Raw genomic sequence first — 24,710 nt, 5'->3', positions numbered from 1 at the left:
CAAAAGAATGTTCTGAGCCTTGCTTTCACTTCTGCCATGGTTATTCCCGGAAAATGATGAAAAGTAAATTTTATCAAACTTTCTAAACGCTAATGAAAGTTTGCCCTGCAACTAGATAAGTCTTTGAAAGTAAGGTCTGTATTGAAATACCCATAGATAGTATATTATAAATCCATTATGTTTGCACCGGAATTGAATGGAAAAAGGGACCAAACTTCGCAATTTACTAAAACTCACTGTTGGCTTAATTCTAAGCTTTACCTGTCCTGAATTTATAGGAGCCCAGATACAAATTGACACGAGTTTACAAAGGACTCAAGATTCACTGGCAAAATTATTATTGGCCAGGCCTATTCATGTCCAATCCGGGATCAGCTCATCCGCCGATATTTTATCAGATGTGGATACCAGTAAATATTTTTTGACGACATATCGGAATACAGGATTTGTCAGCACCAACAATTTGGGTGCTCCCATTCTCGCTGCACGTGAAGGGCTTCAGTTCAACACCATGGTAGATCATGGCTTTCACTCTACCGATTTTTTTCATAAGAAATTTGACCAGCTTCCTCTATACCTGTGTTCTAAAGCTTACTCGGAGGTGATTGTATCTCAAGGTATGTATCCTTCCAGTTCTACCTCCTCTTTGATCGATAACCTGACTGTGGATGCTATGCTGGCTGCTTCATTCAGAAACAATATCCATGTAAATTTATTCTACAACAGAATCAATCATAAAGGGATTTATCAGTCCGGTAGAAACCTGTTGAGTTCCTTAGGAGCAATCCTGCAATGGTACAATAAGAAACAAACACTTGGAATCAATTTTGTTTTGGTGAGTAATTCGGATGCCTTGCAACACAACAATGGAATTAAAAGTGATAGTTTTTTAATTTTGGATCAGTACCGAATAAGAGAATCTGTTCCGGTAAACTCCACATCAGCTACAACCAATCACACCATAAGACAATATGGCACGCATGGTTTTTACAAGACTCCATTAAAGTGGGGTGCATTCAGACCTGCCTTTAACTTCATGGTTGCATACAAAGAATTACTTCATGAGTTTATGGATGCAAATTCAAGGTCTTCACTGCCTGCTTATGGTTCTCTCTTTGCATTAGACACTACCGGAATAAGTGCAACGTACAAACAGTATTCCTGGCTCGGAATGGGTGGCATCAAGTTTTTTGATTCACAAGTTACCAGTCTGAATGGAAATTTTGGCTTTGACTACAACCATCTTCTTATTGATACCGTGGAAAAAAATATTTTTAGAGTCCGGTTTAATGCAGATGGAAAAATAAAAGTTTCTGGGTTCGAACTTTTCGCGCACACACAGTGGATTGGAAACGACACCAGATTAGCCAATTTGCATTGGGTTGGCATAAATTCGGCAATTAAAGGATTTGGAAAATTAACTGCGAAAGTTGAATGGGAATCTGCTACGCCGAGTTGGCAACAACTTTATTTAATTGCCAATAAAAGAGAAATTTGGAACCATGATTTTAAAAATGTATTGAAAAATACTTACTCCTTTGACTTTGAACCCAAGAATTCTTTTTTACCAAAATTAGAAGTTAAGTTTGCCTTGGTGGATCAGTTAATTTACATGGATGTGTCTAAGCAATTCACTCAGGACAACAGAATACTGAAGCATCTTCATATAAGAGTACAAGAGAACCTGACTTTGAAAAGATGGAATAGCCATCACGAATTGAATCTTCATCACTTAAGCCCTGACCCTGCAGGTTGGACCGGATGGTATACTTACCACGACCTTAGTTACAAAGCTTCCTTTTTTAAAAGAGCAACACATGCCACCTTTGGGGTGAATGCCCAAATATATGACCCAACCCAGCTATTTGGATTTCATTCTCTCACTTTACAGTATTACCCACTTCGCACTTTTTCCATTCAAACAAAACCATTGGTTGGCGCTTTCATGGTTTTCAAAGTAGATGATTTTACGGCAAGAATTCAATTTGAACAATTGGATGCATTTTGGGATAAAAAGAGAATCAGTTTTGTAGAAGGATACCCGATGTATGACTTTGCATTGAGAGTTTCCATCCAATGGAAATTTATCAACTGATTTATTTTCTTACATTCCATATAATTAAGTAGCTGATCAAAAAAAAAATGTATCTTACAGGGATTAAGATTGTTATTTTCCAAATAAATAAAATGTAGATGAGCATATTCAAATGGTCCATTTTAATATCCAGCATTTTTCTTGGATTTTCAAACCTTGCATCCAGTCAAAATAAAAGTGACACCGTGCGAATTGTCGAAACCAAGGATGGTAATAATTATGTGGGAACTGTAAAATATCTTCAAGACTCTCTGGTGGAGATTACTACCAACCTTGGCGTTCTCACCATTCCTAAAAGAATGATCCGGTCCATCACCCTTCCTAAGAATGAAGAAATGGTCAAGGGCGAGTATTGGCCTGAAAACCCACATTCCAGCAGACATTTTTGGGGACCAAGTGGATATGGCCTTCGTAAAGGAGAAGGATATTATCAGAATATTTGGGTCTTCTTTAATCAGGCAAGTTATGGTTTTACAGATCATTTCACGCTTGGTGTTGGGGTGGTTCCCTTATTTTTATTTGCCTCTGAAATAACGCCCTTCTGGGTGACCCCAAAAGTTAATTTTCAATATAAGAATGGAAAGGGTGCTTACAGTGCCGGTACAATTCTTTTTGGTTTAGCTGGTGGCTCCAATGAATTTGCAGGAATTCTTTACGGAACAAACACCTTTGGTACCCGGGACAGGCAATTAACCTTAGGCATTGGATATGGCTATCTCACAGGTGAAGACGGAGGATTTGCAAACTATCCAACAGTTTCTGTAAGTGGGATGATCAGAACATCCAGAAGATGGGCATTTATCACAGAAAACTACCTGATCGCAGCTGGCGGAGATACCAACATAGGATTTATCTCAGGTGGTGCCAGATTTATGGCAAGACATTTGGCCATTGATTTTGGTGGGTTTATACCGATTGGTGGAGAGTTAGATAGAATCATTATTTTACCTTGGCTAGGTATCGCAGTACCATTTAGATGATTTTGATTTTTGAAGATTTTTAAATTTCAAATTCACTTACTCCATGCGCATAACTTTTCAAAGCATAAATTCCTCAAAATTTAATAGGAAACTTTTTAATTTGGTTTGCTCCTTTCAATTTCTGATATTTTTCTTTTGCACTTTTATAGGAAACTCCCAAGTCAATGCATGGACTATATGGGCTAAAAATCTTCCTTCGGGTGTGTATCCTAAATTAAGTATTGCAAAAAATCACGATATCTACTATGGTTTGACGGGTACTCCCGGTGAAAAAGGGATCCTATACAAAAGCAATACAATGGATGCTTCAGGTTCGTTTTCTGCCCTACCAAAAATTCCTTTATCCATCAGTGTGGTTAACAATATTCAAACCATAATTTGCAATCTTAATAACGAACCAATAGTCGGTATTTTTAGAAACAATGCCTCTGAACCCTTTTTGTTTCGTTTTGATTTAGCCGCTCAAATCTGGCAAGTGGTTGAAGTAGACCACCCTCCTGTCTTAGGCGCTTTTTGCAGCGCTATAAGTGAAAACGGGACCATTTGGATAGGTGCTAAATGGAGTTATGTATACCGAAGCATGGATGATGGTCAAAGTTTTGAAAGAATTGATGAGTCCAGCATTTTAAAAAAAATGTATCCATGTTATTATCCAAGTTGGAATGGCAATCCAAACGATGGCGCTATTTACAGCATCAATGTAGACAAGAATGGAAGAGTTTTTGCCGGAACAGAAGGTGCAGGAATAATATATTCAGAAGATCAGGGAACAAGCTGGCACCCCGCTGATTTTTTTGCCTGCAAAACAGCAGCTCTAGATCTCAAAGATACCAACAGTGTAATGAAACCTCTTTCTCATACCGGAAACCTGGGTGCACTGGGATTTACAAATGAAAACAATCTGGTTTTCAATGGGACCAACATGTGGCAATTTAATTGGTCAAACTGCCTTGGCTTTGCAGATTTAAATAATCATACGGTAACTCAAAGTATAGGTCTCCCCGCTTATCTTATTACCGGGGGACTGCAAGTCACCAAAATAGTGACTACAGATAATGGTCGTATGTTTTTACATTCGGGAAATACCCCCAATGCTCCTGGCAGTATGGGAATTTACACCTCCACAGATGGCATTCGTTGGCAGATGATGAATAATGGACTAAGCGGAATAAACGCAAGTTTTGCCCAGGCAGAAGGATCTCTGGCAGTGGATGGTAATAAAGTATTTATGGCCACAACAGATGGTAAGATTTGGATGTATGATGCAGAAATTTCCACCCATACGGTTACTTCAAAAATCAAACACAGATTTAGTGTATACCCTAACCCAACAAATGGCAAGCTGTACTTCGAAACGCCACAATCTCAAATTGAAGTATTTAATTTGAGCGGGATGTCTGTATATCAGAATAGACAGTCTGCCTTAAACCTAAACCTGGAGAATCTGGACGAAGGCGTCTATCTCGTTAAAACCAATAATGGATGTATAAAAGTTTTTCTTCATTCAAAGTAAATCAGATCCCATTTTCCGAAAGCAAGAATTGTAAGGCTAATTTCTTGTCTAGTCTAATTTAAACTACTTTTGCCAAATGAAACGCACAGCTGGTATACTGATTTTTATGTTTTTTGCTTACAGCGGTTTTGCTCAGGCCGTTGTTCCGTCCACTAAATCCAATAAAGGAAAATTATTCATTTTCTGGGGTTGGAACAGATCCGCGTACAGTAAATCCGACATAAGCTTTAATGGCAACAATTATGATTTTACCTTAAAAAATGTAAGATCCATAGATAAGAAAACCAAGTTTAATCTCAACACCTATTTCAATCCCACCAAAGCCACCATTCCACAATACAATTTCAGAATTGGATATTTCATCCATCCCAAATATAGCATATCCATTGGTGTGGATCATATGAAATACGTGGTCAAAGATTTGCAGAATGTAAAAATTTCCGGCTACATTCATTCCGGATCTGAATACGATGGACAATATGGCAATGAATCTATCCAAATCAAAGAAGGTTTTTTGGCCTTCGAACACACAGATGGATTAAATTACATCAACCTCGAATTCAGAAGATTTGAAGAGATTATAAAAGATAAATTTATCAAACTAAACCTAACTGCAGGAATCGGTGGTGGTGTGCTTCTGCCAAAATCCGATGTCACCTTGTTGAATCAAATGAGAAACGACGAATTTCATCTCGCGGGATATGGTATTGGTGCAGTCCTTGGCGTTAATATTCCCATCTGGAAATACTTTTGTATTCAATCGGAATTCAAAGAAGGATTCATCAATTTGCCGGACATCAGGACGACACAGTTCTCTACAGATAAAGCTCACCAATCTTTTTTCTTTTCTCAATGGAATCTTTTATTTGGTGCTTCCTTCCCTCTTTGATTTATTTACATTCCTTAAAAAAGTGAATTTATGCCTAAATCGGCTAAATGCTTTTCGAATGAATTGACTGGATTAAATTAGCATCAAATCCATTTTATAACTGTAGAATTAGCCTTCGTAATTTTTGCTTATTCCTATTTAGTATCCATATAAATCCCTACCCAAATAATATCTCCATCCCAAACTCCAAGTAAATGCATTCTTATGTTGGTAGTCAGAAAAAAATAAAGTTCCTATGGTTTCAAATTCCATGTGCCGTGCAAAAAATAATTTATATCCAAGACCAATTTGTGCAAAAGGATCCAATAGAATTTTAGGATTTGTCGTGGAAAAAGGTCTGGAAAAAGACCATCGTGGATTGGCTTGAAACAATAAATAGGTAAAGTGTTGCGGATGGATTAAAAATCCAGGCAAAACACTCATGGGTAAGCCGGCATAAACGAAATAATCACTTTCTTTTTTGAACATCCCAGTTGTCAGATTATCCAAGCGGATGCCCAGTTCTGTAAAAAGTTGGAACTTATCCCAAAGCACATTGTAAAACAATTGTCCATGGTAAGACCCACCGGACCAATCCAAATACCCTAATATTTCTGTCCCCTCCAAATCCTTTCCAATGGGCAAACCGATGGTATGCTGAACAGACCAGGAAGAAAGATGCTGCCCTAAATCATGCCTTAGAAAAATATCCACTCCGCTGATGCCATATCTTTGATAATTCAGACCATTTTTTCCCTTCTGTTTAAAAAAAAGAAGGTCCGCTCCAGTGATGTTATTGGAACGTATTACATTGCGCAATCTCAATCGAGCCCCAAGATTTAACCCGGCGCCAATACCGTATAAAAATTCAGGTTGAACATTAAAAAAGACATATTCCTCCGGCGCGCTGAATTCACTGTTTTTCTCAAAATACATGCTGTTGAAAAGCCTGAAATCCCCTTGTCCCTTCCCATAAACCAAATAAGACAAATTACCTGACTGAGCCTGAGCCCACAGACTGGTTAATAAAAATAAATATAGAAAAGGATACACTATTTTTTTTCGAATAAAAGCAAACCAATTGCTGATCCTGCCCAGGCAGAGAGGCCTGCAGTGATCCCTCCAACCAATCCTGTAATCCAATATAAATGCGAAGGTTGAAGGCCCCTAAAAACTTGCCCTACCATAGCACTTAGAGGGGATTGACTCCACTGATCCAACCAAAACACCATTCCTGACCAGAGTACGCTGGTCGTTGCAAATGCAATTCCAAATGCTTTCCCTTCAGATGGCCTAAAATAAAAAGCCAGAACAAAAGAAAGCAACATCAATACCCACCAAGGTAAAAACAAAGCAACTAAAATGCTGCACGCACTCAACAAACCTGTATACGCTATTGTACTTTTCATTTCATTTTAAATTCTAAAGTGGAGAATGAAGAAATTCGCTGATCCTTTTCGTCCATTAAATAGTCCAGTGAATAATATTTCCCTCTTGCCCAATCCTCCACCATGTTTTTGAAATTTGGATTTCCCGGTCTGCCGTCCTGTCCACCCGGATATACCCCGAATGCTTTTGGACCATCAGGGGTTAATTCGACAATCATCCGCCAAGAAGGGCCGAAAGTCTTTGCATGCGCATTAATTATTTCTTTACCTCCTGAGGTAGAAATAAACGGAATGCCAAAAGCCTGTATTCTTGCCATGTGCGGAATCGCAGATGCTTTATAATTTCCCCAGTTTTTTCCTGCTATTTCAGGTGATGAAATCTTTGTCATCATGGAGTCAAAACTAATGGATACCAGATCTTTCAATTGTTCTTTTTCAACACTGGATTTTATATCGTAATAGCTCAGCCCGGGATTGGTTTGCATTAAGGTCACCGTGGTCTCTTCAGATGGGATAGCCGTAGCTTTTCTGCTGGTATCCATGGTGATTTCATCCCACATCAAGTGATGCAATGCGTCAAACCAAACATCGAAATAAACTGTTTCCACCGAAGTGGAATCGTAAGCATAATTCCAGGTTTTAAGCGCTGAAATCACGGACTGTTTTTTTGCATCTGTTTGAACACTGTCCATCATTTTCAACATTAAAGGCAATATAGTCTCTGCTTTAAGGCTGTGTGTATTGTGTTGTAAATGCATCATGTCTTCTACACTCCATTTATCTTTTTCACGCAAGAGTCTGTTGACCATATTTCCACGGTAAGATCTAAAATCGCCATCGTTATAATAATTTGGAAAGCTGGCATCTGTAGATTTCTGATTTGCAGAAGAAATAAATCCTCTGGATGGATTCAAACAATGCGGATTGAATTCAAGCGGCAGAAAACCATTCCAATTATGTTCACTTTTTGTTCCGTCCAAAACAAACCTACCCAATTGACCTGTCTTGATTGGCATCAATCCCTGCACGGTTAAGGCAATATCATTTGATCTGCTGATAAATGCCATGTTCTGTGCGGGATATGGAAACTTCCGTATGGCTGCCCTGTAGTCGCTGTAATTTTTTCCTTTGCCCAATCCTACGAATGCATCCAGTTCGCAATCCACCGATGGTTCATGAATAATCCAATGCATGGAAAGCCCTTCTTTTGGGTTGTTCATGTGTTCATAAACTACCGGTCCCCAATCGGTAAGTTTGACGGTATCGATGACAAAGTTTTCATTTTTTATCCGGATCGTATCGTATCTGTTTTGCACTACTTTCCACGTTCCGTCGATTAAATATTCACGATGTGTAGCATCCTTCCACTGAATCCGATACCAATCCAATACATCCCAGCCCGCATTGGTCACACCCCAGGCAATATCCTGATTAAAACCTATTACTACGCCCGGAATACCGGGAAAAGTTACCCCATAGACATTCATTTCCGGGGTGACTATTTGTTGTTCATACCAGATGCAGGGTAAGGTCAGGGTAAGATGCGGGTCATTGCACAGGATAGGGTTACCTGTGGAAGATTTTGCTGCATTCACCGCCCAGTTATTGGAACCGAGTCCACTTGGCGAACTTTCCCGAATGATGTCCAGATAGCCTATATCCTCCTTTTTACCAGGTTTGCCGGGATCAAGATTTTCCATTTTAAATCCCCAATCTGTAGTGGGCGGAATTACAGGTTCAGTCTGTGGATTGTTCTCCGGAAAAAGCAATTCGAAATCTTTTCCGAACACCAATTTTGCATTGGACAATTCTATATCCTGTTCTCTGCCACATAATATTTCTGCCATGGATTTGTGAAACAATGCACTCCGATATGGCGACCAACTTCTGGGTGCATCGTTCATCAATTTATATTCAATAGGATAATCCTTAGGATCAAGATGGTCTATGAAAAAATTCACCCCCGCGGTATAGGATTCTACCAATGCAAAACTTTCCGGAAATTTTTTCCATACTTCAATACTCTTTCTGGCAGATTCCGCAAGGCCTTTTCTCCGCTTGATTTTATCAAAGTCCAAGGCCCTCACACCGGCAACTTCACTCACTCTCCCTTCCGCAGCCAAAGTAGCAAAATCCATCTGCCACAATCTATGATAAGCATGCATGTAGCCCTGTAAAAAAAATGCATCCTTCATGGATCCGGCAAAAATATGTGGAACTTCACGACTGTCTAGATGAATCTTTCCATGTATAGCAGAAAGAACATCCTCTTTTTTTACCGTTTTACCTGCAGCCAAGACATTTTGCCAAAAACCGGTGGAAGGACAAATGAACTTACCCAAAGGAGGCAAATTGGTTTCGCCAACTTTTATAGAACGAGTCATTAAAAAAATCCAACCTAAGGACAGTATGATTGGAATTAATATTTTTAAAAATCGCATGCTTGATATTTTTTAACGAATAAAATATAAAGAATTGCCCTCAGACATTTTCTCTTCAAATGTATAAGATTCTAAATCAAATCCTTTAATGCATTCCAAATCTGCACATTTATTCTGCGCCATGTATCGCACCATCAGGCCTCGTGCCTTTTTTGCATTGAAAGATACAAACTGCATTTTACCGTTTTTAAATTCTCGGAAGTGAATATCTATGACGGGCACTTTTATATCATTCAACTGTACTGCTTCGAAGTATTCCTGAGAAGCCAGATTGATGAGATATTTGGCCGATTGTGCTTCTATATCTGCTTGAATTAAATCTGCAATTTCCCTACCCCAATACTGGTAAAGGTTTTTCTTCCGCCCTACTTTTAATGCAGTGCCCATTTCCAGTCTATAGGGCTGCACAAGGTCCATCGGGCGCAGCACACCATATAGTCCGGAGAGAATGCGTAAGTGGTCAGAACAATAGTCAAAGGATGCATGGTCCAGACTCTTGACATCTAGCCCCCTGTATACATCTCCGGAAAATGCAAAAATGGCAGGCCGAGAATTTTCTTTGTTGAAGTCCGGGCTGAATGCCTGATTCCGCTGGTAGTTTTCCTCAGCAAGTTTGGCACTGATGTCCATAAGGGCACCTAACTTTTTGGGTTTATACTTTCTAAGTTGGTCGATGATGGGCCAGGATTTTTCCCACAGTCGTGGAATCTCAATGGAATCTCGGTCCACGTTGTTTTTGTAATCCAAATCCTTTGAGGGAGATACCAGGATGATCATTTGGTTATTTTGTGCATAGTTAAAGATTTTTTGACAATCCCGAGGAAGGAGATTTTTGCTTATAAATTAAAATGATAAAGCACGAGAAAAAAACATAATCCAAGAAATTAAATCAATAATTTACACAGATTAAACCAGGAGGATCTAGGTAGAAACCCTTAGTTTTTAATGTTAAATTATCAGGGTAAACACTGATTTTTATATTTTTAAAAAGAATATATTAGGTAAAGCAACATTTGACCTATAGATTTGAGTCAAGTTATTCAAGTGATCAAATAAAACGAGACCATATGTCATTTTTAAAGAAATCGGCCTTTCTGCTGATTGCATTATTGTACTTCTCTGTTCAGGCACAGAAGGTAATTCTTGGAGGGGGACAATCCCCTCAAATCAAAATAAGCACCAGCGATCAGTGGCATCCTGAGTTTTGGAAGGATTCCGCTTATGCCCGAACCGTATTTGACGGATCAGGATTAAATTATGATTTGTTTAATGCCAGCCGTTTTCTGTATCAGGCTACCCTTGGTTCCGCAGAGGATGAGATCAAGCGCACAGCAAGCATGGGATTCGCCCCATGGATAGACGAGCAGTTAAAGCTAAAACCCAGTAACATGACCAGTCAGTATGACCAGGTTATTGATGAAGTGATCGACTGGTTTTATCTGAATGGCGGTGATTCTACAGAGCAACCTGATTATTTCTGGGCAGTACATTTTAATTATGCCTGGTGGCAGATGAATCTTACCAACAGGGACAAACTTCGTCAACGGGTAGCGCTCGCACTCAGTGAGATTTTTGTGGTTTCCGGAAATGGCGACCTTGGCGGTTATGGAAGGGCGATGGCCAATTATTACGATGTATTAATCCATAATTCTTTTGGCAATTTCAGGGATCTGCTTCGAGAAGTAACGCTCCACCCTGCGATGGGCTCTTATCTTTCACACTTGAACAATCCCAAAACAGATACCATTGAAAACATCCGACCGGATGAAAATTATGCCAGAGAGATCATGCAATTGTTTACGATAGGATTGTATGAATTGAATCTGGACGGTACCCATAAAAAAGATTCTCTGGGCAACAGCATTCCTACCTATGATCAAAAAGACATTCAGGAATTTGCAAAAATATTTACCGGTCTCAGCTTTTCTGAAATCATGCCCAATCGATGGATAGATACCCCACAATTTGGCGTAACCCTGTACTTAGGTATTCCTACCAAACCGATGAGAATGTTCGATGCCTGGCATGAACCCGGATCGAAATATTTATTGAATGGTTTTGTTACGCCTCGCCGACAAGATGGCATGAAGGACATCGACAATGCCATCGACAACTTATTTAATCACGCCAACACCCCACCTTTCATTTGCAAACAACTGATCCAAAGACTCATCAAATCCAATCCAAGCCCTGAATATGTGGAGCGTATTGCCAGAGTTTTTATAAATGATGGAACCGGCGTCAGAGGAAATCTGGCAGCAGTGGTAAAGGCTATACTTCTCGATGAAGAAGCCCGCGATTGCGATTGGTCTCTGGATCCTAACAATGGGCAACTTCGGGAACCAATGATTCGATATTCCCATTTTATGAATGCGATAGGAGTCGAACAATATTATGGCCGGTTGTGGAATTCAGGATTTGATTTTCTGGACAATACCGGGCAACACGTTTTGCAGGCGCCAACAGTTTTTAATTTCTATTTTCCCAATTTTGCCCCAAAGGGATCCATATCTGCTAAAAATCTATCCGCTCCAGAATTTCAAATCCACAACTCCAGAACGAGTATTGGATTTTTGAATCAGGTGAACAACTGGATTATGGATTATGTCATGTACTCCTGGGAGGCAAATGATGTGCCTACAATTTTGCTCACCAAAGAATTAGAAGAACTAGCCAGAGATCCGGAGGCTTTGGTAAACAGAATTGACATCCTGCTCACGCACGGAAACCTATCGGACAGGTCTCGTGAAATTATAAAAAATGCCGTCAGCAGAATGCGTTCCGGCAATTACCGAAATGATCGGGCGCGTCTTGCTTTATACCTTGTGATGATGTCTCCGGATTATGCCATTTTTAAATAAGAAAATCATGAATCAAAATAATAATTCAAGAAGAAAATTTATAGGTCAGGTGAGCTGTGCCGCACTTGGTTATACCACATTTCGCAATTCCATGATCAATCTTCAGGCCATTAATGCACTTGCTGCGGCCAACAGTGCGCTTGATCCGGAATACAAAGCATTGGTCTGCATCAATCTCAGTGGTGGAAACGATTCTTTCAACATGCTTGTGCCATCCTCCAACAGCGAATACAATACCTACAAAAAAACAAGAGCAAATCTTGCCATTCCAAAAAACGAATTACTGAATCTTTCCGTGATGAATACACCGGGGAGAGAATTTGGTCTTCATCCGGCAATGGAAGGTTTACAAAAAATATTTAACCAGGGAAATGCAGCTTTTATTTCCAATATCGGGACGCTTTTGGAAAAAACAACAAAGGATGATTTTTACAACAACAAAGTAAAATTGCCCCTGGGATTGCTTTCGCATTCTGATCAATCACAACATTGGCAATCCGGTATTCCACAATCGCGCACCAACATCGGTTGGGCAGGAAGAATGGCTGATCTGATCCGAGACATGAATACCAGTCAGGAAATCTCCATGAACGTTAGTCTCTCCGGAAGTAATCTGCTGCAGACAGGAAATGAAGTGGTGGAATATGTGATCGACAGAAGAAATGGAAGTATCGGCATCAATGGCTATCGTCCGGACAACATGTATGATCAGTTCAACATTGTAAAATCAGGTGCAATCGACAGTTTGTTGGATTATAATTACCGCGATATTTTTCAAAAAACGTATACAGAAGTAATCCGAGGCGCAAGAGATGGCCATCTTAAGTTTAAAGAAGCATTGGACAATGGTGTGGAGATTCGGACCCAGTTTTCAGACAATGAATTTTCTGAATCGCTTAAGATGATTGCACGAACCATTTCCGTTCACCAGAAATTAGGTTTCAAGCGACAGATATTTTATATCAACTTTTATGGTTGGGATCACCATGATGAAGTACTTCAAAATCAGCAAGACATGCTGACCATGGTCTCTGATGGACTAGAAGAATTCAACAACGCCATGAACGAATTAAAATTAAGTAAACAGGTCACCACTTTTTCAATTTCAGAATTTGGCCGATCATTGCCATCCAATGGGAATGGAACAGATCACGCCTGGGGTGGAAATGTTTTTGTTATGGGTGGTGATGTTATTGGTTCAAGAATTTTTGGAACCTATCCATCTCTGGATCTTGAAGATGATTTGAATGTGTACGATGGCGTTATTATCCCGACAACTTCAGTAGATCAGTACTTTGGGGAACTGGCATTGTGGATGGGTGTCAAACCATCAGATTTGTCTTATGTTCTACCGAATCTGAGTACTTTTTATAACATTAACTCAGGCAAGGCTCCGCTTGGATTTTTAAATATCTAAATCTGCAATTATGAAATTCATCAACATATTTTTTCTGGTTTTGATCAGTTTTCATTTAGAAGCACAGTGCTATCCGGATCGTCATTCCACGAATTGGTTTGATGGCTGGGTATCTTGTCAAAGTAAGGCATCTCCCAACCCAGCGAATAAATCGGGCCATTGGATGCTTTTCGATTTAGGTACGAGGTATAGAATTGATCGAATTAAATTTTGGAACAGTAACGATCCATCGCATTTGGATTGGGGTATCAGAGAATTGAAAATTGACTATTCCAAAGACAGCACATCCTGGCGCAGCATCAGTCTGATCAATTTAGACAAGGCACCCGGACACAACCGTTATGAAGGCATGGATTGGCTGGATGTAAACATTTCGGATGCACGATACATTTTGCTTACAGCGGAAAGTAATTTTGGCAAAGATTCCTGTTACGGTCTTGCAGAAGTTCAGTTTTCTGCGGAGAAAGTAAATACTGTTGATGTGGTGGATGAAAACCCGGAAGAAAATGCCTTCCAGGTGAACATTAAACCCAATCCTTTTAAAAGCCAGTTTGTTGCAGAAATTTCAGGATTAAAAGAAGAGCTAATTCAATATCAGGTCGTAGATTTATTGGGCAAAGTTTGGCAGTCCGGTCAAATTCAAATGCAAAGGAGCAATTACCAATTGAGAATTATCAGTGAAGAATGGCCTGCCGGAAATTATGTTCTCTCGCTAAGAAAAAACAAACAGTCCAGTAAGTTTTCTTTGGTCAAAATGGATTGATGTTTTTTTTAAAAACTTCACTCAGATAGTAAATTTTTGATTGGATCTTAGATTTGAACCAGCAATCCTTCCTTTCCCAAAATGGTGTTCGGAAAAACAGATTGACATTCCTGAAGGAATACATTCAGTTCGTGGTAACGTGAGGAATAATGACCTGTGATGAGTCTGCCCACTCCGGATTTTTTCGCCATGATGGCCGCCTGGTGTGCAGTGGAATGTCCTGTTTCCTGTGCTTTGTGGGCTAAGGCTTCCAGATAGGTTGTTTCATGGTATAAAACATCTACGTCTTTGATGAATGAAATAATGGATTCATCATAGCGGGTATCGCTGCAATAAGCATAAGATTTGAGGTAATGTACCGGTGCGGAAAATTCATCTGCAGTGTACACATTACCTTCCATATCTGAAATGCTTTCTCCAGCTACTACTTTTTTATATTGAGATACCGGTATGGCGTACTGACTTATTTTTTCAATATTCAGTTTTCTGTAATGTTCTTCCACTTTGAATACATAACCTATGGTAGGCACTCTGTGGTTCAATGGAAATGAAGTAATGGAAAGCAGTCCGTCGTCATAGAATTTTGTACCGGACCGATGATCGAGTTCGAGATAATGGATCTCAAAATTCAAATGCGCCCTGCTGTGTCGGAGTGTGCCTTCCAAGAAATCCTGTATTCCTTCGGGACCACAAATGGTAAGTGGTTCCTTGCGTTGCAAATGACTAAAACTGGTGATCAGCCCCGGCAAGCCAAAAACATGATCCCCATGAAGATGTGAGATGCAGATGTGGGAGATTTTGCTCCATCTGACTTTAAAAGACCAAAGCCTGTTTTGGGTAGCCTCGCCACAATCAATCAGGAAAAGTTGCTCCCGGATGTTTAGCAATTGTGCGCTTGGAAACCTGTCGTCAGAGGGTATGGCAGATGAACTTCCCAGAATAAGAAGTTCAAAGAGATGACTATTCTTCTTCGTCATTCAGATCCCGCTCTATGTCTTCCATAAAAATGTAATCAACGGATTCGTCAATCGTCGGGATGATGGTTAATATGCCATCCAGTTTACTTATCTCAATTAATTTTCGAACGCCTTCACTGTTCATGTTGGTCAGTACAAAAGAGCCATTGTCTTTCCATAATCTGTTGGCAGTAAGGATGGAGCTAAGGCCTGATGAATCGATGTAATCCACTTGCTGAAGATCAAAAATCAGATTTCTGACGCCTTCGTTATGCAGGAAGACAAATTCTGATTTAAGAAGAGGAGCGATCATGGAATTTAATTGAGGTTCTTCCAGGGTAAAGACAGAATATCGCTCTTGTTTATCAATCTGGTATTTCATGAGATATGAATAAATTAATATATTTAATGTTTTAAAATTTAGGCAATTAATTATTATAAAAACAAATAATTATTACCAAATGTCGATTTTTATCTAATTTTGAGAAAGCAAATTTATAAAACTTTAACGCTTTCCTGCAATTTAGCTTATAAATAGGCTCTTTAAACCAATAGAACAAAAAATAAGGCTTTAATGTTATTTGGATGTGTGTTAGTTTTGACCAAACAGAATAACCGATAAAATGAATAAGAGATTTTCTCAAAAAGTCAGAAAAGTATTGGCAAACAGCCGTGATGAAGCCATCCGTCTGGGCCACGATTACATCGGCACCGAACATATTCTCCTTGGCATGCTTGCTGAGCGGGATACTTTGGCAGTTAGTGTACTCAAGTCCCTGAAGGTTGACCTCAGTCAGTTGAAAGATAAACTGGAAGAAGCCATTCCTGTGAGGAAAGGAGAGGAAACCTCTTTTCAGGTGGGCAATCTTCCCCTAAACAAACAGGCAGAAAAGGTATTGAAATTCACCTACCTGGAAGCCAAGATCACCAAGGAAGATGAAATCTATCCTGAACATTTGTTGTTGTCCATTCTTAAGCACCACGACAATCTGGCTTGTATTGTTTTGGAACAATTCAACATTGATTATGATAATTTCCGTTCAGAGCTGGATTACCTGAGTCAGAATGGAGGTATGGAAGAGTTTCCGGAAATCACTGCTGCGGCAAGCGACCCGGATTCTTATGAAGAAGAGCAAGCCTCTTCCTCATTTTCTAAAAAATCCGGCTCCAAATCCATGACACCTGTTTTGGATAACTACGGTCGCGACATCACCAGACTGGCAGAAGACGGAAAACTGGATCCAATCATAGGAAGAGAAAGAGAAATCGAAAGAGTATCTCAAATCCTTAGCCGACGTAAGAAAAATAACCCAATACTTATCGGTGAGCCCGGTGTGGGTAAAACCGCCATCGTGGAAGGACTTGCCCTGATGATCATGCAGAAGAAAGTATCCCGCACGCTGTTCAATAAACGCATTGTGATGCTTGATCTGGCTGCGTTAGTTGCAGGAACCAAATACCGCGGTCAGTTTGAAGAACGCATCAAGGCCATCATGAATGAGCTGGAAAAATCAAGGGATGTCATTCTATTCATCGATGAGATACATACCATCATCGGTGCAGGTGGCGCCACCGGTTCTCTGGATGCATCCAATATATTTAAACCTGCCTTAGCAAGAGGCGAACTTCAATGTATCGGAGCATCTACCCTGGATGAATATCGACAGCATATTGAGAAAGACGGTGCACTTGACCGTCGTTTCCAAAAAGTGATGATCGATCCGCCTACTGCGGAAGAGGCCATGCTTATTCTCCACAACATCAAATCCAAATACGAAGAGTTTCACTCTGTATCTTATACCACGGAAGCCATTGAGGCTTGTGTGAAGTTGAGCGACAGGTATATTACCGATCGTTTTTTACCGGACAAAGCGATTGATGTATTGGACGAAGTTGGTGCCCGAGTGCATTTAAAGAACATACATGTTCCAAAACATATTGAAGAAATTGAAGCCCAGATCGACACCATAAAAGAACAGAAGAATGTGGCGGTCAAAAGTCAGCAATACGAGAAAGCTGCAGACCTGAGAGATCTGGAATCCAAACTTCAAAAGAAATTAGAATCTGCCAAATTGGCCTGGGAAGATGAATCCAGAACCAGAAGATTTCCGGTGAATGAGGAAGATATTGCGGAAGTGGTGGCCATGATGACCGGCATTCCGGTAAAGAAAGTGGCCCAAAGCGAAAGCAAGAAATTGGTCAACATGGCGGACGATATGAAGAAGTCCATCATCGGCCAGGATGAAGTGGTGGTCAAAATTGTGAAAGCCATTCAAAGAAACCGGGTTGGTCTAAAAGATCCAAAGAAACCGATAGGAACCTTTATCTTTTTAGGTCCTACGGGCGTAGGTAAGACAGAGATGGCAAAGGCCTTGAGCCGCTTCCTGTTTGATACGGAAGATGCACTGATCCGATTGGACATGAGCGAATACATGGAGAAATTTACCGTATCGAGATTGATCGGCGCACCTCCGGGATATGTTGGTTACGAAGAAGGCGGCCAACTTACCGAAAAAGTAAGGAGAAAGCCTTATGCCGTGGTTTTGCTGGACGAAATAGAAAAAGCTCATCCGGATGTGTACAACATCCTGCTACAAGTATTGGATGAAGGTCAGTTGACCGATGGTTTAGGCCGTAAGGTGGATTTTAAAAATACCATCATCATCATGACTTCCAACATAGGCGCCAGACAGTTGAAAGATTTTGGTCAGGGTGTAGGTTTTGCTACAGCGAGCCGTGTGGAAAATGCGGATGAATATTCCAAGAACGTCATCAAGAATGCTTTGAAGAAGACTTTTAGTCCGGAATTCCTCAACCGTGTGGACGATGTGTTGGTGTTCAACAGTCTGGAGAAAGAACAAATCTTCCAAATCATCAATCTGGTGGTGAGTGGATTGCTCAAGCGCATCGAACAAATGAAACTGGAACTGACCATCACACAGGAGGCCATGGAATTTCTTGCTGAGAAAGGTTACGACCCTCAGTTTGGTGCCAGACCTCTTCACAGAGCGGTTCAGAAATATCTGGAAGACCCGTTGGCAGAGTACATTTTGAATGAAAATCCGGAACCGGGGACTAAATTAAAAGCAGTACTTAACAAAGAAAAAGATCAGGTTCTTATTTCCCAATCTTCAAAAAGCGGAGTTGGTAAAAAATCCTCGTCCTAATGTGCAAATCCCTGTTATTTTTGCAGGATAATTTTTAAAAACCTTAATTTGAATCTTAGAAAGAAGCCTCAATCCTATCTTGACGAACTCAGGAGCCAATTTAGAATCAACGAACAAATCAGGAATCACTCTATCCGTTTAGTTGGCGATAATTTTGATGAACTTACCCAGGTTGCCGGAAAAACCATAGAACCCGGAATTTATGACACCATGCACGCTTTGAAGTGGGCATTTGACTTGGGCATGGACCTGGTAGAAATTACCGCCAAATCCGATCCGCCGGTTTGCAAAATCATAGATTTCAATAAATTCCTTTATCTCAAGAGAAAGAAAGAAAAGGAAATTAAGGCCAAGACTGCCAAGGTGGTCATCAAGGAGATACGGTTCGGTCCCAATACGGACGATCACGATTTTGAATTTAAGATCAAGCATGCCATTAAATTTCTGGAAGAAGGAGCCAAGGTTAAGGCCTATGTGCAGTTTAAGGGACGTGCGATTGTCTTTAAAGACAGAGGCGAACTCATCCTGTTGAGGTTTATCAATGAGCTACTTACCCATGGTGCTGCGGAAGAGTTGCCGAGACTTGAAGGCAAGCGGATGTATGTGATCATTTCCCCTAAAAAGGGTGTTGCAAAAAATTAATCAGCATTAATAAGGTTATGTTCAAATATTTGCTACCTTTGCGTGCTCAAAAAATAAGGCCATGCCAAAGGTAAAAACCCATTCAGGGGCCAAGAAAAGAATGAAGCTTACAGGAACAGGAAAGGTTAAAACGTTCCAGGCGAACACCTCTCACCTTATGCGTAATAAGAGTAAGAAGTCTAAAAGACGCAACAGAGGTAGTGTAGTTGCCCACCCTTCCGAACAAAGTAGGCTAAAAGCATTGTTGGGAATATTCTAAGTATGTTTAACCGGTGTCTGAGGTTAAGTATTCCTTTGCAGGAATCCCTTACACGCCAAAAACTATAAATTATGCCACGTTCAGTCAACGCCGTCGCATCCAGACAGCGCAGAAAAAAGATCCTTAAAGCCGCCAGAGGTTATTTCAGCGGAAGATCAAAAGTTTATACGGTAGCGAAGAATGCTGTAGAGAGGGCAATGAAATATGCCTTCATCCACAGAAGAGCAAAGAAACGCGCGTTTAGAAGACTTTGGATCGCCAGGATCAATGCTGCCGTAAGACCTTACGGTATCAACTACTCCCGATTTATCGACAAGTTGAATAAAAGCAACATTGTTTTGAACAGAAAAGTATTGGCTGATTTGGCCTTGCACCATCCTGATGAATTCAAAGCAATCGTCCAGAAAATTCAGGGATAATTCCTTTTAGATTTACGTACGGATAAATGGCCTTTGGTTTACTATAGCTACAGTAGACCTTAGAGGTTATTAAAATATTTGGGGAGAAACCGGTTTTGAAGTTCCCGTTATTCACTAAAGTTTTCCTAAATTCCCTCTTATTAACAATGTTCTTTTTTGTCTAAATACAAAAAAGAACCAAAAAAAATCAAGGCTGTTTTCATTTCTTAACGCTAAAATGAAAAAGGCCGGGCTCAATTTCTAATTTGGGATGATTAGGTTTTTCAATCTATTGAATACCGAAACTAAAATATGATTAATTTCTGCTGAATTCTTTTTCCTATAGTTTAATTACTTTCGGATGGCTTCCACGGGATCCATTCTTGATGCATGCAGTGCAGGCACAATTCCTGAGATAATGCCAATGATGATGGACAGAATCAAGCCGATCAGGATATTGGTCATGGAGATGTACATCTCAAAATGCAGGATTATGCTGAACAAGGACAGAATTCCCCATACCATCAGGAGTCCGGCGATTCCACCTACTAAACAAAGTATCACCGCTTCTGCAAGATATTCCAGCAGAATAAAATAACGCTTGGCCCCAAGAGCCATTTTAATACCGATCAGCGGGGTCCTTTCTTTGACCGATACAAACATGATGTTGGCTACGCCGAAAGCGCCTACCAGCATGGCAAATAGTCCTATGACAAATCCTGCTATGTTGAGTACCTTAAAAACGCTTTCGATGATGGATGTCAGCATGGTCACCTGATTGATGGCAAAATTATCTTCATCCCTTGGCTTCAACCCACGTACCGGACGAATGATGCTGGCCAGTTCGTATTTCATTTCTTCCAGATCCTCCCCTCTTTTAGCCTTTACATTCAACATTGTTCCCCAATTGGAGTTGCTGTTGATGTTGATCATTTTGCGCATGGTTTTGTAGGGAAAGAATGCTGCTTCATCGACCGGCATGATGTTGATCAGTGAAGCCCCTTCTATTTTGAGTACTCCTACGATGGTAAATTTGCGTCCCATGGCTTTAACCTCTTTACCTACCGCATCCCCTCTGGGAAAGAGGCCTGTTGCCAATTTGTTCCCTACAATGATCTGGTCAGATCCATTCTGAAATTCGGCACTGGAAAAATATCGCCCATCTTCAAACTCCATCTTGATGACCCGGTCATAATCCTCTGTAATGCCGGCAAAATATGCACCCTCCACATAAGTTTTGCCAGTCTTGATCTGGCTGCTGGGAATAAAAACAGAAAGGGAGGCGAATTGGGCCAATTTGGATTTGCGCTGGATGGCTTTCAGGTCTTCCAGATTTGGGGAAGGCCTGGCCATGTATTTCCAATAATTGTTTCCCGGATCTTCTGTCCAGGTGTTCTTGTCGATGTAGAGTACATCATTGCCTAGTTTTTCAAAACTTTCCACCAGATTGTCTTCCAGAGAATCCACTGCAGAGAGTACGGCGATGACGCAGAAAATACCGATGGTAATCCCCAGCAAAGTCAGAAAACTGCGCAGTTTGTTGCTGACCAATTGCTGCTCTGCCTGACGAAGACTTTCTTTGAGTACTCTGAATACGATCATACGCTGCTAAAGTTGCCTAAAATTACGCGTTGCGACTCAAAATCTGTGAAAATATAGATTATCCGGCTGATTTATTCGATCAACACACAACAAAAACACGCTGATTATCATTGATATAGAAACAAATATAAAATTAGAATGCCCCTTACTTGCTTTTGGCTATTCCAATTCTTTATTTTTGCCGAAATTTAAGCAGCACAACTACATGCGTACAAAACTATCTCAATTCAATTTTACCCTACCAAAAAATTTAATTGCACAATATCCGGCCGAAGAGCGATCTGAATCCAGGATGATGGTCATCCACCGGGATACCGGTAAAATTGAACACAAGGTCTTCAAAGATCTACTCGACTATGTCGAAGACAAAGATGCAATGATCATCAACAATACCAAGGTGTTCCCGGCGCGCATGTTCGGCAGAAAAGAAAAGACAGGGGCCAAAATAGAAGTCTTCCTGCTCAGAGAACTTAACAAGCAAGTGGGACTTTGGGACGTATTAGTGGATCCCGCTAGAAAAATAAGAGTTGGCAACAAATTGTATTTCTTTGACAAAAACAACAAAGAAGTACTGGTGGCTGAGGTCGTGGACAATACTACTTCCAGAGGCAGAACCATAAGATTTTTGCATGATGGCGATGAGGCGTCCTTCCAGGCCATCCTGAGACAACTTGGGCAGACTCCCCTTCCAAAATACATTACCCGTCCGGCGGAAGCCAGCGATACCGAGAGATACCAGACCGTATTTGCACGTGAAATTGGTGCGGTAGCAGCACCTACTGCCGGCTTGCACTTCAGCAGGGAACTCTATAAAATGCTCGAGATAAAGGGCGTGAATTTTGGGGAAGTTACCCTGCATGTGGGCATGGGCACTTTCCGCACCATTGATGTGGAAGATCTTTCCAAGCATAAAATGGAAGCAGAGTATTTCAGAATAGATCCTAAAACCGCCGACCTGGTCAACGAAACCAAAGCCTTGGGTAAAAATATATTTGCCGTAGGCACTACTTCGATGAGGGCATTGGAATCTTCCGTGTCCGCTTCCAAGCAATTGAAGCCGGCAGAAGGATGGACCAATTTGTTCATTTATCCGCCTTACGAATTTTCTATTGCCAATCGAATGATCACGAATTTTCATCTGCCAAAATCCAGTTTGCTGATCATGGTATCCGCCTATGCGGGACATGAATTGCTGATGGATGCATACCAGATGGCGATCAATGAAAAGTACCGATTCTACAGTTATGGAGATTGTATGTTAATTATTTAATTTCGCGGAACTTTTTACAATCTTTTCTATTTTATTAAAATTAATTACCTAATAAAAATAATTATACCAATATGTACTGGACTTTAGAGTTAGCCCATCATCTGGAAGAAGCGCCTTGGCCTGCCACCCGGGATGAGTTGATCGACTTCGGCATCAGAAGCGGAGCCCCTATAGAGGTGATCGAAAACCTACAGGAGCTGGAAGATGACGAAGAGATTTACGAATCCATGGAAGACATCTGGCCTGATTTTCCAAGAAAGGATGATTTTCTTTTCAACGAAGATGAGTATTAACTCCAACAGGTTAAAAAGAATAGAACAAAAATCCTATCCCACTTACGGGTAGGATTTTTTATTTTCACCGGACTTATTCCTGATGAGCTTGCACATTGCGCCTACCGACCATCTTATCATTGCCATAGACGGCTATTCTTCCTGCGGCAAGAGTACGCTTGCCAAGGAACTTGCCAAAGCGCTGGGCATTCTCTATGTAGATTCCGGAGCAATGTACCGTGCCATCACTTTGTTTTGTATTCGCCATGGCATACACCCGGATCACAAACAGGATGTAATCAAAGCTTTGAATGGCATACAGCTCGATCTTCAACCTGACAACGTCTTACAAGTGTTCCTGAACGGGGAGAATGTCAGCGAAGCCATCCGAACCCCCGAAGTATCGGAATGGGTCAGCGAAATTTCCGTGATTCCGGAAGTGCGAAAAAAATTGGTCGCCCAGCAAAGAACTTTCGGCGAACACAAATCTCTGGTCATGGATGGCAGAGACATCGGCACGGTGGTTTTTCCGTCCGCGCAGTTTAAGTTTTTCATCACCGCAGATCCCGAAATTCGCGCACAAAGGAGATTGCTCGAACTGGCTTCCAAAGGTATTCAATCCGATCTGCCAACCGTCCTAAAAAACCTGCAACACCGCGATCTGATCGACTCCACCCGCGAGGACAGCCCGCTTCGACAGGCAGATGATGCCATTGTGATTGACAACAGTCTGCTGGATCGCAGACAGCAATTGGAGAAGGTATTAGAGATCATTCGCAGTAAAAAATAAGGGGCAAGTTAAAAATTTGGGGAGGAAGCAGTTTAAAGGAACCCGTTTTTTACTAAAGGTGTACTAAATTCCATCCTTTCGTCTTTGTTCTTTTTTGTCTTGAGAAACCTTCTATTCCAAGTCAAAGAATTTTAGCTTTCGCTGTTTCGTTAAATACAAGTATTTCCTCATGCCGCTTTCGCGGTTCCTTCCCTTGAAGCACTGTCGTGCTTCATTCCGCATTGCGGAAATCGGTCAGTCATCCATTAGCTAATTAGCTAATTTTCAAATTCTCTAATTCTCTCGTTAGCCGCTTTCGCGGTTCCTTCCCTTGAAGCACTGTCGTGCTTCATTCCGCATTGCGGAAATCGGTCAGTCATCCATTAGCTAATTAGCTAATTTTCAAATTCTTTAATTCTCTCGTTAGCCGCTTTCGCGGTTCCTTCCCTTGAAGCACTGTCGTGCTTCATTCCGCTTTGCGGAAATCGGTCAGTCATCCATTAGCTAATTAGCTAATTTTCAAATTCTCTAATTCTCTCGTTAGCCGCTTTCGCGGTTCCTTCCCTTGAAGCACTGTCGTGCTTCATTCCGCATTGCGGAAATCGGTCAGTCATCCATTAGCTAATTAGCTAATTTTCAAATTCTCTAATTCTCTCGTTAGCCGCTTTCGCGGTTCCTTCCCTTGAAGCACTGTCGTGCTTCATTCCGCATTGCGGAAATCGGTCAGTCATCCATTAGCTAATTAGCTAATTTTCAAATTCTTTAATTCTCTCGTTAGCCGCTTTCGCGGTTCCTTCCCTTGAAGCACTGTCGTGCTTCATTCCGCTTTGCGGAAATCGGTCAGTCATCCATTAGCTAATTAGCTAATTTTCAAATTCTCTTATTCTCTCGTTAGCCGCTTTCGCGGTTCCTTCCCTTGAAGCACTGTCGTGCTTCATTCCGCATTGCGGAAATCGGTCAGTCATCCAGCACCATAGGATCTACTATGGCTTGTCAAAACCCACCCACCATCTGACGATGTTCATTCACTTAATGAACTGTCGTTCATT

21 protein-coding genes are annotated in these 24,710 nt (G+C 40.9%); 14 read left to right on the top strand and 7 right to left on the bottom strand.

Annotation, left to right across the window (positions count from 1 at the left end):
* The first annotated feature begins 196 nt into the window (after positions 1-196).
* The 4 genes from IPJ83_10670 to IPJ83_10655 all read left to right on the top strand — a co-directional run bounded on the left by IPJ83_10670 (position 197) and on the right by IPJ83_10655 (position 5,477).
* Complete coding sequence (locus IPJ83_10670; protein ID MBK7881005.1) at positions 197-2,095, top strand: hypothetical protein; 1,899 nt, start codon at positions 197-199, stop codon at positions 2,093-2,095.
* A 98-nt stretch (positions 2,096-2,193) separates the two neighbouring features.
* Positions 2,194-3,075: a hypothetical protein gene (locus IPJ83_10665; GenBank protein MBK7881004.1), complete on the top strand. Its 882-nt coding sequence runs from the start codon at positions 2,194-2,196 to the stop codon at positions 3,073-3,075.
* 43 nt (positions 3,076-3,118) lie between these two features.
* Positions 3,119-4,588, top strand: coding sequence for a T9SS type A sorting domain-containing protein (locus IPJ83_10660; protein ID MBK7881003.1), 1,470 nt, complete (start codon positions 3,119-3,121; stop codon positions 4,586-4,588).
* A 76-nt stretch (positions 4,589-4,664) separates the two neighbouring features.
* The gene (locus tag IPJ83_10655; GenBank protein MBK7881002.1) at positions 4,665-5,477 is read left to right on the top strand and encodes a hypothetical protein; all 813 of its coding nucleotides are present in this window, start codon (positions 4,665-4,667) and stop codon (positions 5,475-5,477) included.
* 138 nt (positions 5,478-5,615) lie between these two features.
* Here the strand turns inward: IPJ83_10655 and IPJ83_10650 are convergent, their stop codons facing one another.
* The 4 genes from IPJ83_10650 to yaaA are packed head-to-tail and all read right to left on the bottom strand — an operon-like array spanning position 5,616 to position 10,062.
* The gene (locus IPJ83_10650; GenBank protein MBK7881001.1) at positions 5,616-6,509 is read right to left on the bottom strand and encodes a hypothetical protein; all 894 of its coding nucleotides are present in this window, start codon (positions 6,507-6,509) and stop codon (positions 5,616-5,618) included.
* Positions 6,509-6,865, bottom strand: coding sequence for a hypothetical protein (locus tag IPJ83_10645; GenBank protein MBK7881000.1), 357 nt, complete (start codon positions 6,863-6,865; stop codon positions 6,509-6,511). Before IPJ83_10645 ends, IPJ83_10650 begins: the two co-directional genes overlap by 1 nt.
* Positions 6,862-9,285, bottom strand: coding sequence for a penicillin acylase family protein (locus IPJ83_10640; GenBank protein MBK7880999.1), 2,424 nt, complete (start codon positions 9,283-9,285; stop codon positions 6,862-6,864). Before IPJ83_10640 ends, IPJ83_10645 begins: the two co-directional genes overlap by 4 nt.
* A gap of 12 nt (positions 9,286-9,297) precedes the next feature.
* On the bottom strand, positions 9,298-10,062 hold the full coding sequence (gene yaaA, locus IPJ83_10635) for a peroxide stress protein YaaA (GenBank protein MBK7880998.1): 765 nt from the start codon (positions 10,060-10,062) through the stop codon (positions 9,298-9,300).
* 290 nt (positions 10,063-10,352) lie between these two features.
* On the opposite strand from yaaA, the gene IPJ83_10630 reads away from it, so the two are divergent.
* The 3 genes from IPJ83_10630 to IPJ83_10620 are packed head-to-tail and all read left to right on the top strand — an operon-like array spanning position 10,353 to position 14,326.
* Positions 10,353-12,146 (top strand): DUF1800 domain-containing protein, encoded by a 1,794-nt coding sequence (locus IPJ83_10630; GenBank protein MBK7880997.1) that lies wholly within the window; start codon positions 10,353-10,355, stop codon positions 12,144-12,146.
* On the top strand, positions 12,130-13,563 hold the full coding sequence (locus IPJ83_10625; protein ID MBK7880996.1) for a DUF1501 domain-containing protein: 1,434 nt from the start codon (positions 12,130-12,132) through the stop codon (positions 13,561-13,563). Before IPJ83_10630 ends, IPJ83_10625 begins: the two co-directional genes overlap by 17 nt.
* Before the next feature lie 10 nt (positions 13,564-13,573).
* Entirely contained in the window at positions 13,574-14,326 is a 753-nt protein-coding gene (locus IPJ83_10620; protein MBK7880995.1) for a discoidin domain-containing protein, read from the top strand.
* A 47-nt stretch (positions 14,327-14,373) separates the two neighbouring features.
* Here IPJ83_10620 and IPJ83_10615 read toward each other — a convergent pair whose 3' ends face one another.
* On the bottom strand, positions 14,374-15,303 hold the full coding sequence (locus IPJ83_10615; GenBank protein MBK7880994.1) for a ribonuclease Z: 930 nt from the start codon (positions 15,301-15,303) through the stop codon (positions 14,374-14,376).
* The gene (locus tag IPJ83_10610) at positions 15,287-15,664 is read right to left on the bottom strand and encodes an STAS domain-containing protein (protein MBK7880993.1); all 378 of its coding nucleotides are present in this window, start codon (positions 15,662-15,664) and stop codon (positions 15,287-15,289) included. Before IPJ83_10610 ends, IPJ83_10615 begins: the two co-directional genes overlap by 17 nt.
* Positions 15,665-15,905: 241 nt before the next feature.
* Between IPJ83_10610 and IPJ83_10605 the strand changes: the two genes are divergently transcribed.
* The 4 genes from IPJ83_10605 to rplT all read left to right on the top strand — a co-directional run bounded on the left by IPJ83_10605 (position 15,906) and on the right by rplT (position 19,769).
* Positions 15,906-18,449, top strand: a complete 2,544-nt coding sequence (locus IPJ83_10605) for an ATP-dependent Clp protease ATP-binding subunit (protein ID MBK7880992.1) — start codon at positions 15,906-15,908, stop codon at positions 18,447-18,449.
* A 48-nt stretch (positions 18,450-18,497) separates the two neighbouring features.
* Positions 18,498-19,091 (top strand): translation initiation factor IF-3, encoded by a 594-nt coding sequence (locus tag IPJ83_10600; GenBank protein MBK7880991.1) that lies wholly within the window; start codon positions 18,498-18,500, stop codon positions 19,089-19,091.
* A 61-nt stretch (positions 19,092-19,152) separates the two neighbouring features.
* Positions 19,153-19,350: a 50S ribosomal protein L35 gene (gene rpmI, locus IPJ83_10595; protein ID MBK7880990.1), complete on the top strand. Its 198-nt coding sequence runs from the start codon at positions 19,153-19,155 to the stop codon at positions 19,348-19,350.
* 71 nt (positions 19,351-19,421) lie between these two features.
* Positions 19,422-19,769, top strand: a complete 348-nt coding sequence (gene rplT / locus IPJ83_10590; GenBank protein MBK7880989.1) for a 50S ribosomal protein L20 — start codon at positions 19,422-19,424, stop codon at positions 19,767-19,769.
* Positions 19,770-20,099: 330 nt separating this feature from the next.
* On the opposite strand, the gene IPJ83_10585 is transcribed toward rplT, so the two are convergent.
* Positions 20,100-21,350: an ABC transporter permease gene (locus IPJ83_10585; protein MBK7880988.1), complete on the bottom strand. Its 1,251-nt coding sequence runs from the start codon at positions 21,348-21,350 to the stop codon at positions 20,100-20,102.
* A gap of 205 nt (positions 21,351-21,555) precedes the next feature.
* Between IPJ83_10585 and queA the strand changes: the two genes are divergently transcribed.
* The 3 genes from queA to IPJ83_10570 all read left to right on the top strand — a co-directional run bounded on the left by queA (position 21,556) and on the right by IPJ83_10570 (position 23,682).
* Positions 21,556-22,620, top strand: coding sequence for a tRNA preQ1(34) S-adenosylmethionine ribosyltransferase-isomerase QueA (queA, locus tag IPJ83_10580; GenBank protein MBK7880987.1), 1,065 nt, complete (start codon positions 21,556-21,558; stop codon positions 22,618-22,620).
* Positions 22,621-22,691: 71 nt separating this feature from the next.
* Complete coding sequence (locus tag IPJ83_10575; GenBank protein ID MBK7880986.1) at positions 22,692-22,913, top strand: DUF2795 domain-containing protein; 222 nt, start codon at positions 22,692-22,694, stop codon at positions 22,911-22,913.
* 82 nt (positions 22,914-22,995) lie between these two features.
* The gene (locus IPJ83_10570) at positions 22,996-23,682 is read left to right on the top strand and encodes a (d)CMP kinase (protein ID MBK7880985.1); all 687 of its coding nucleotides are present in this window, start codon (positions 22,996-22,998) and stop codon (positions 23,680-23,682) included.
* Positions 23,683-24,710: the final 1,028 nt, after the last annotated feature.

The organism is Candidatus Vicinibacter proximus (assembly GCA_016713905.1).
GTDB lineage: Bacteria > Bacteroidota > Bacteroidia > Chitinophagales > Saprospiraceae > Vicinibacter > Vicinibacter proximus.
The sequence above is the reverse complement of the archived record's forward strand: the minus strand, read 5'-3'. Positions and strand labels throughout refer to the sequence as shown.

What these genes read in the sequence shown, in the direction of transcription:
- IPJ83_10620 (MBK7880995.1), top strand. Translation starts at nt 13,574, where the DNA reads ATGAAATTCATCAACATATTTTTTCTGGTTTTGATCAGTTTTCATTTA.
- IPJ83_10570 (MBK7880985.1), top strand. Translation starts at nt 22,996, where the DNA reads ATGAGCTTGCACATTGCGCCTACCGACCATCTTATCATTGCCATAGAC.
- IPJ83_10630 (MBK7880997.1), top strand. Translation starts at nt 10,353, where the DNA reads ATGTCATTTTTAAAGAAATCGGCCTTTCTGCTGATTGCATTATTGTAC.
- IPJ83_10615 (MBK7880994.1), bottom strand. Translation starts at nt 15,303, where the DNA reads ATGACGAAGAAGAATAGTCATCTCTTTGAACTTCTTATTCTGGGAAGT.
- IPJ83_10625 (MBK7880996.1), top strand. Translation starts at nt 12,130, where the DNA reads ATGCCATTTTTAAATAAGAAAATCATGAATCAAAATAATAATTCAAGA.
- queA (MBK7880987.1), top strand. Translation starts at nt 21,556, where the DNA reads ATGCGTACAAAACTATCTCAATTCAATTTTACCCTACCAAAAAATTTA.
- IPJ83_10660 (MBK7881003.1), top strand. Translation starts at nt 3,119, where the DNA reads ATGCGCATAACTTTTCAAAGCATAAATTCCTCAAAATTTAATAGGAAA.
- IPJ83_10655 (MBK7881002.1), top strand. Translation starts at nt 4,665, where the DNA reads ATGAAACGCACAGCTGGTATACTGATTTTTATGTTTTTTGCTTACAGC.
- rpmI (MBK7880990.1), top strand. Translation starts at nt 19,153, where the DNA reads ATGCCAAAGGTAAAAACCCATTCAGGGGCCAAGAAAAGAATGAAGCTT.
- IPJ83_10585 (MBK7880988.1), bottom strand. Translation starts at nt 21,350, where the DNA reads ATGATCGTATTCAGAGTACTCAAAGAAAGTCTTCGTCAGGCAGAGCAG.
- IPJ83_10610 (MBK7880993.1), bottom strand. Translation starts at nt 15,664, where the DNA reads ATGAAATACCAGATTGATAAACAAGAGCGATATTCTGTCTTTACCCTG.
- IPJ83_10605 (MBK7880992.1), top strand. Translation starts at nt 15,906, where the DNA reads ATGAATAAGAGATTTTCTCAAAAAGTCAGAAAAGTATTGGCAAACAGC.
- rplT (MBK7880989.1), top strand. Translation starts at nt 19,422, where the DNA reads ATGCCACGTTCAGTCAACGCCGTCGCATCCAGACAGCGCAGAAAAAAG.
- yaaA (MBK7880998.1), bottom strand. Translation starts at nt 10,062, where the DNA reads ATGATCATCCTGGTATCTCCCTCAAAGGATTTGGATTACAAAAACAAC.
- IPJ83_10670 (MBK7881005.1), top strand. Translation starts at nt 197, where the DNA reads ATGGAAAAAGGGACCAAACTTCGCAATTTACTAAAACTCACTGTTGGC.
- IPJ83_10640 (MBK7880999.1), bottom strand. Translation starts at nt 9,285, where the DNA reads ATGCGATTTTTAAAAATATTAATTCCAATCATACTGTCCTTAGGTTGG.
- IPJ83_10665 (MBK7881004.1), top strand. Translation starts at nt 2,194, where the DNA reads ATGAGCATATTCAAATGGTCCATTTTAATATCCAGCATTTTTCTTGGA.
- IPJ83_10575 (MBK7880986.1), top strand. Translation starts at nt 22,692, where the DNA reads ATGTACTGGACTTTAGAGTTAGCCCATCATCTGGAAGAAGCGCCTTGG.
- IPJ83_10645 (MBK7881000.1), bottom strand. Translation starts at nt 6,865, where the DNA reads ATGAAAAGTACAATAGCGTATACAGGTTTGTTGAGTGCGTGCAGCATT.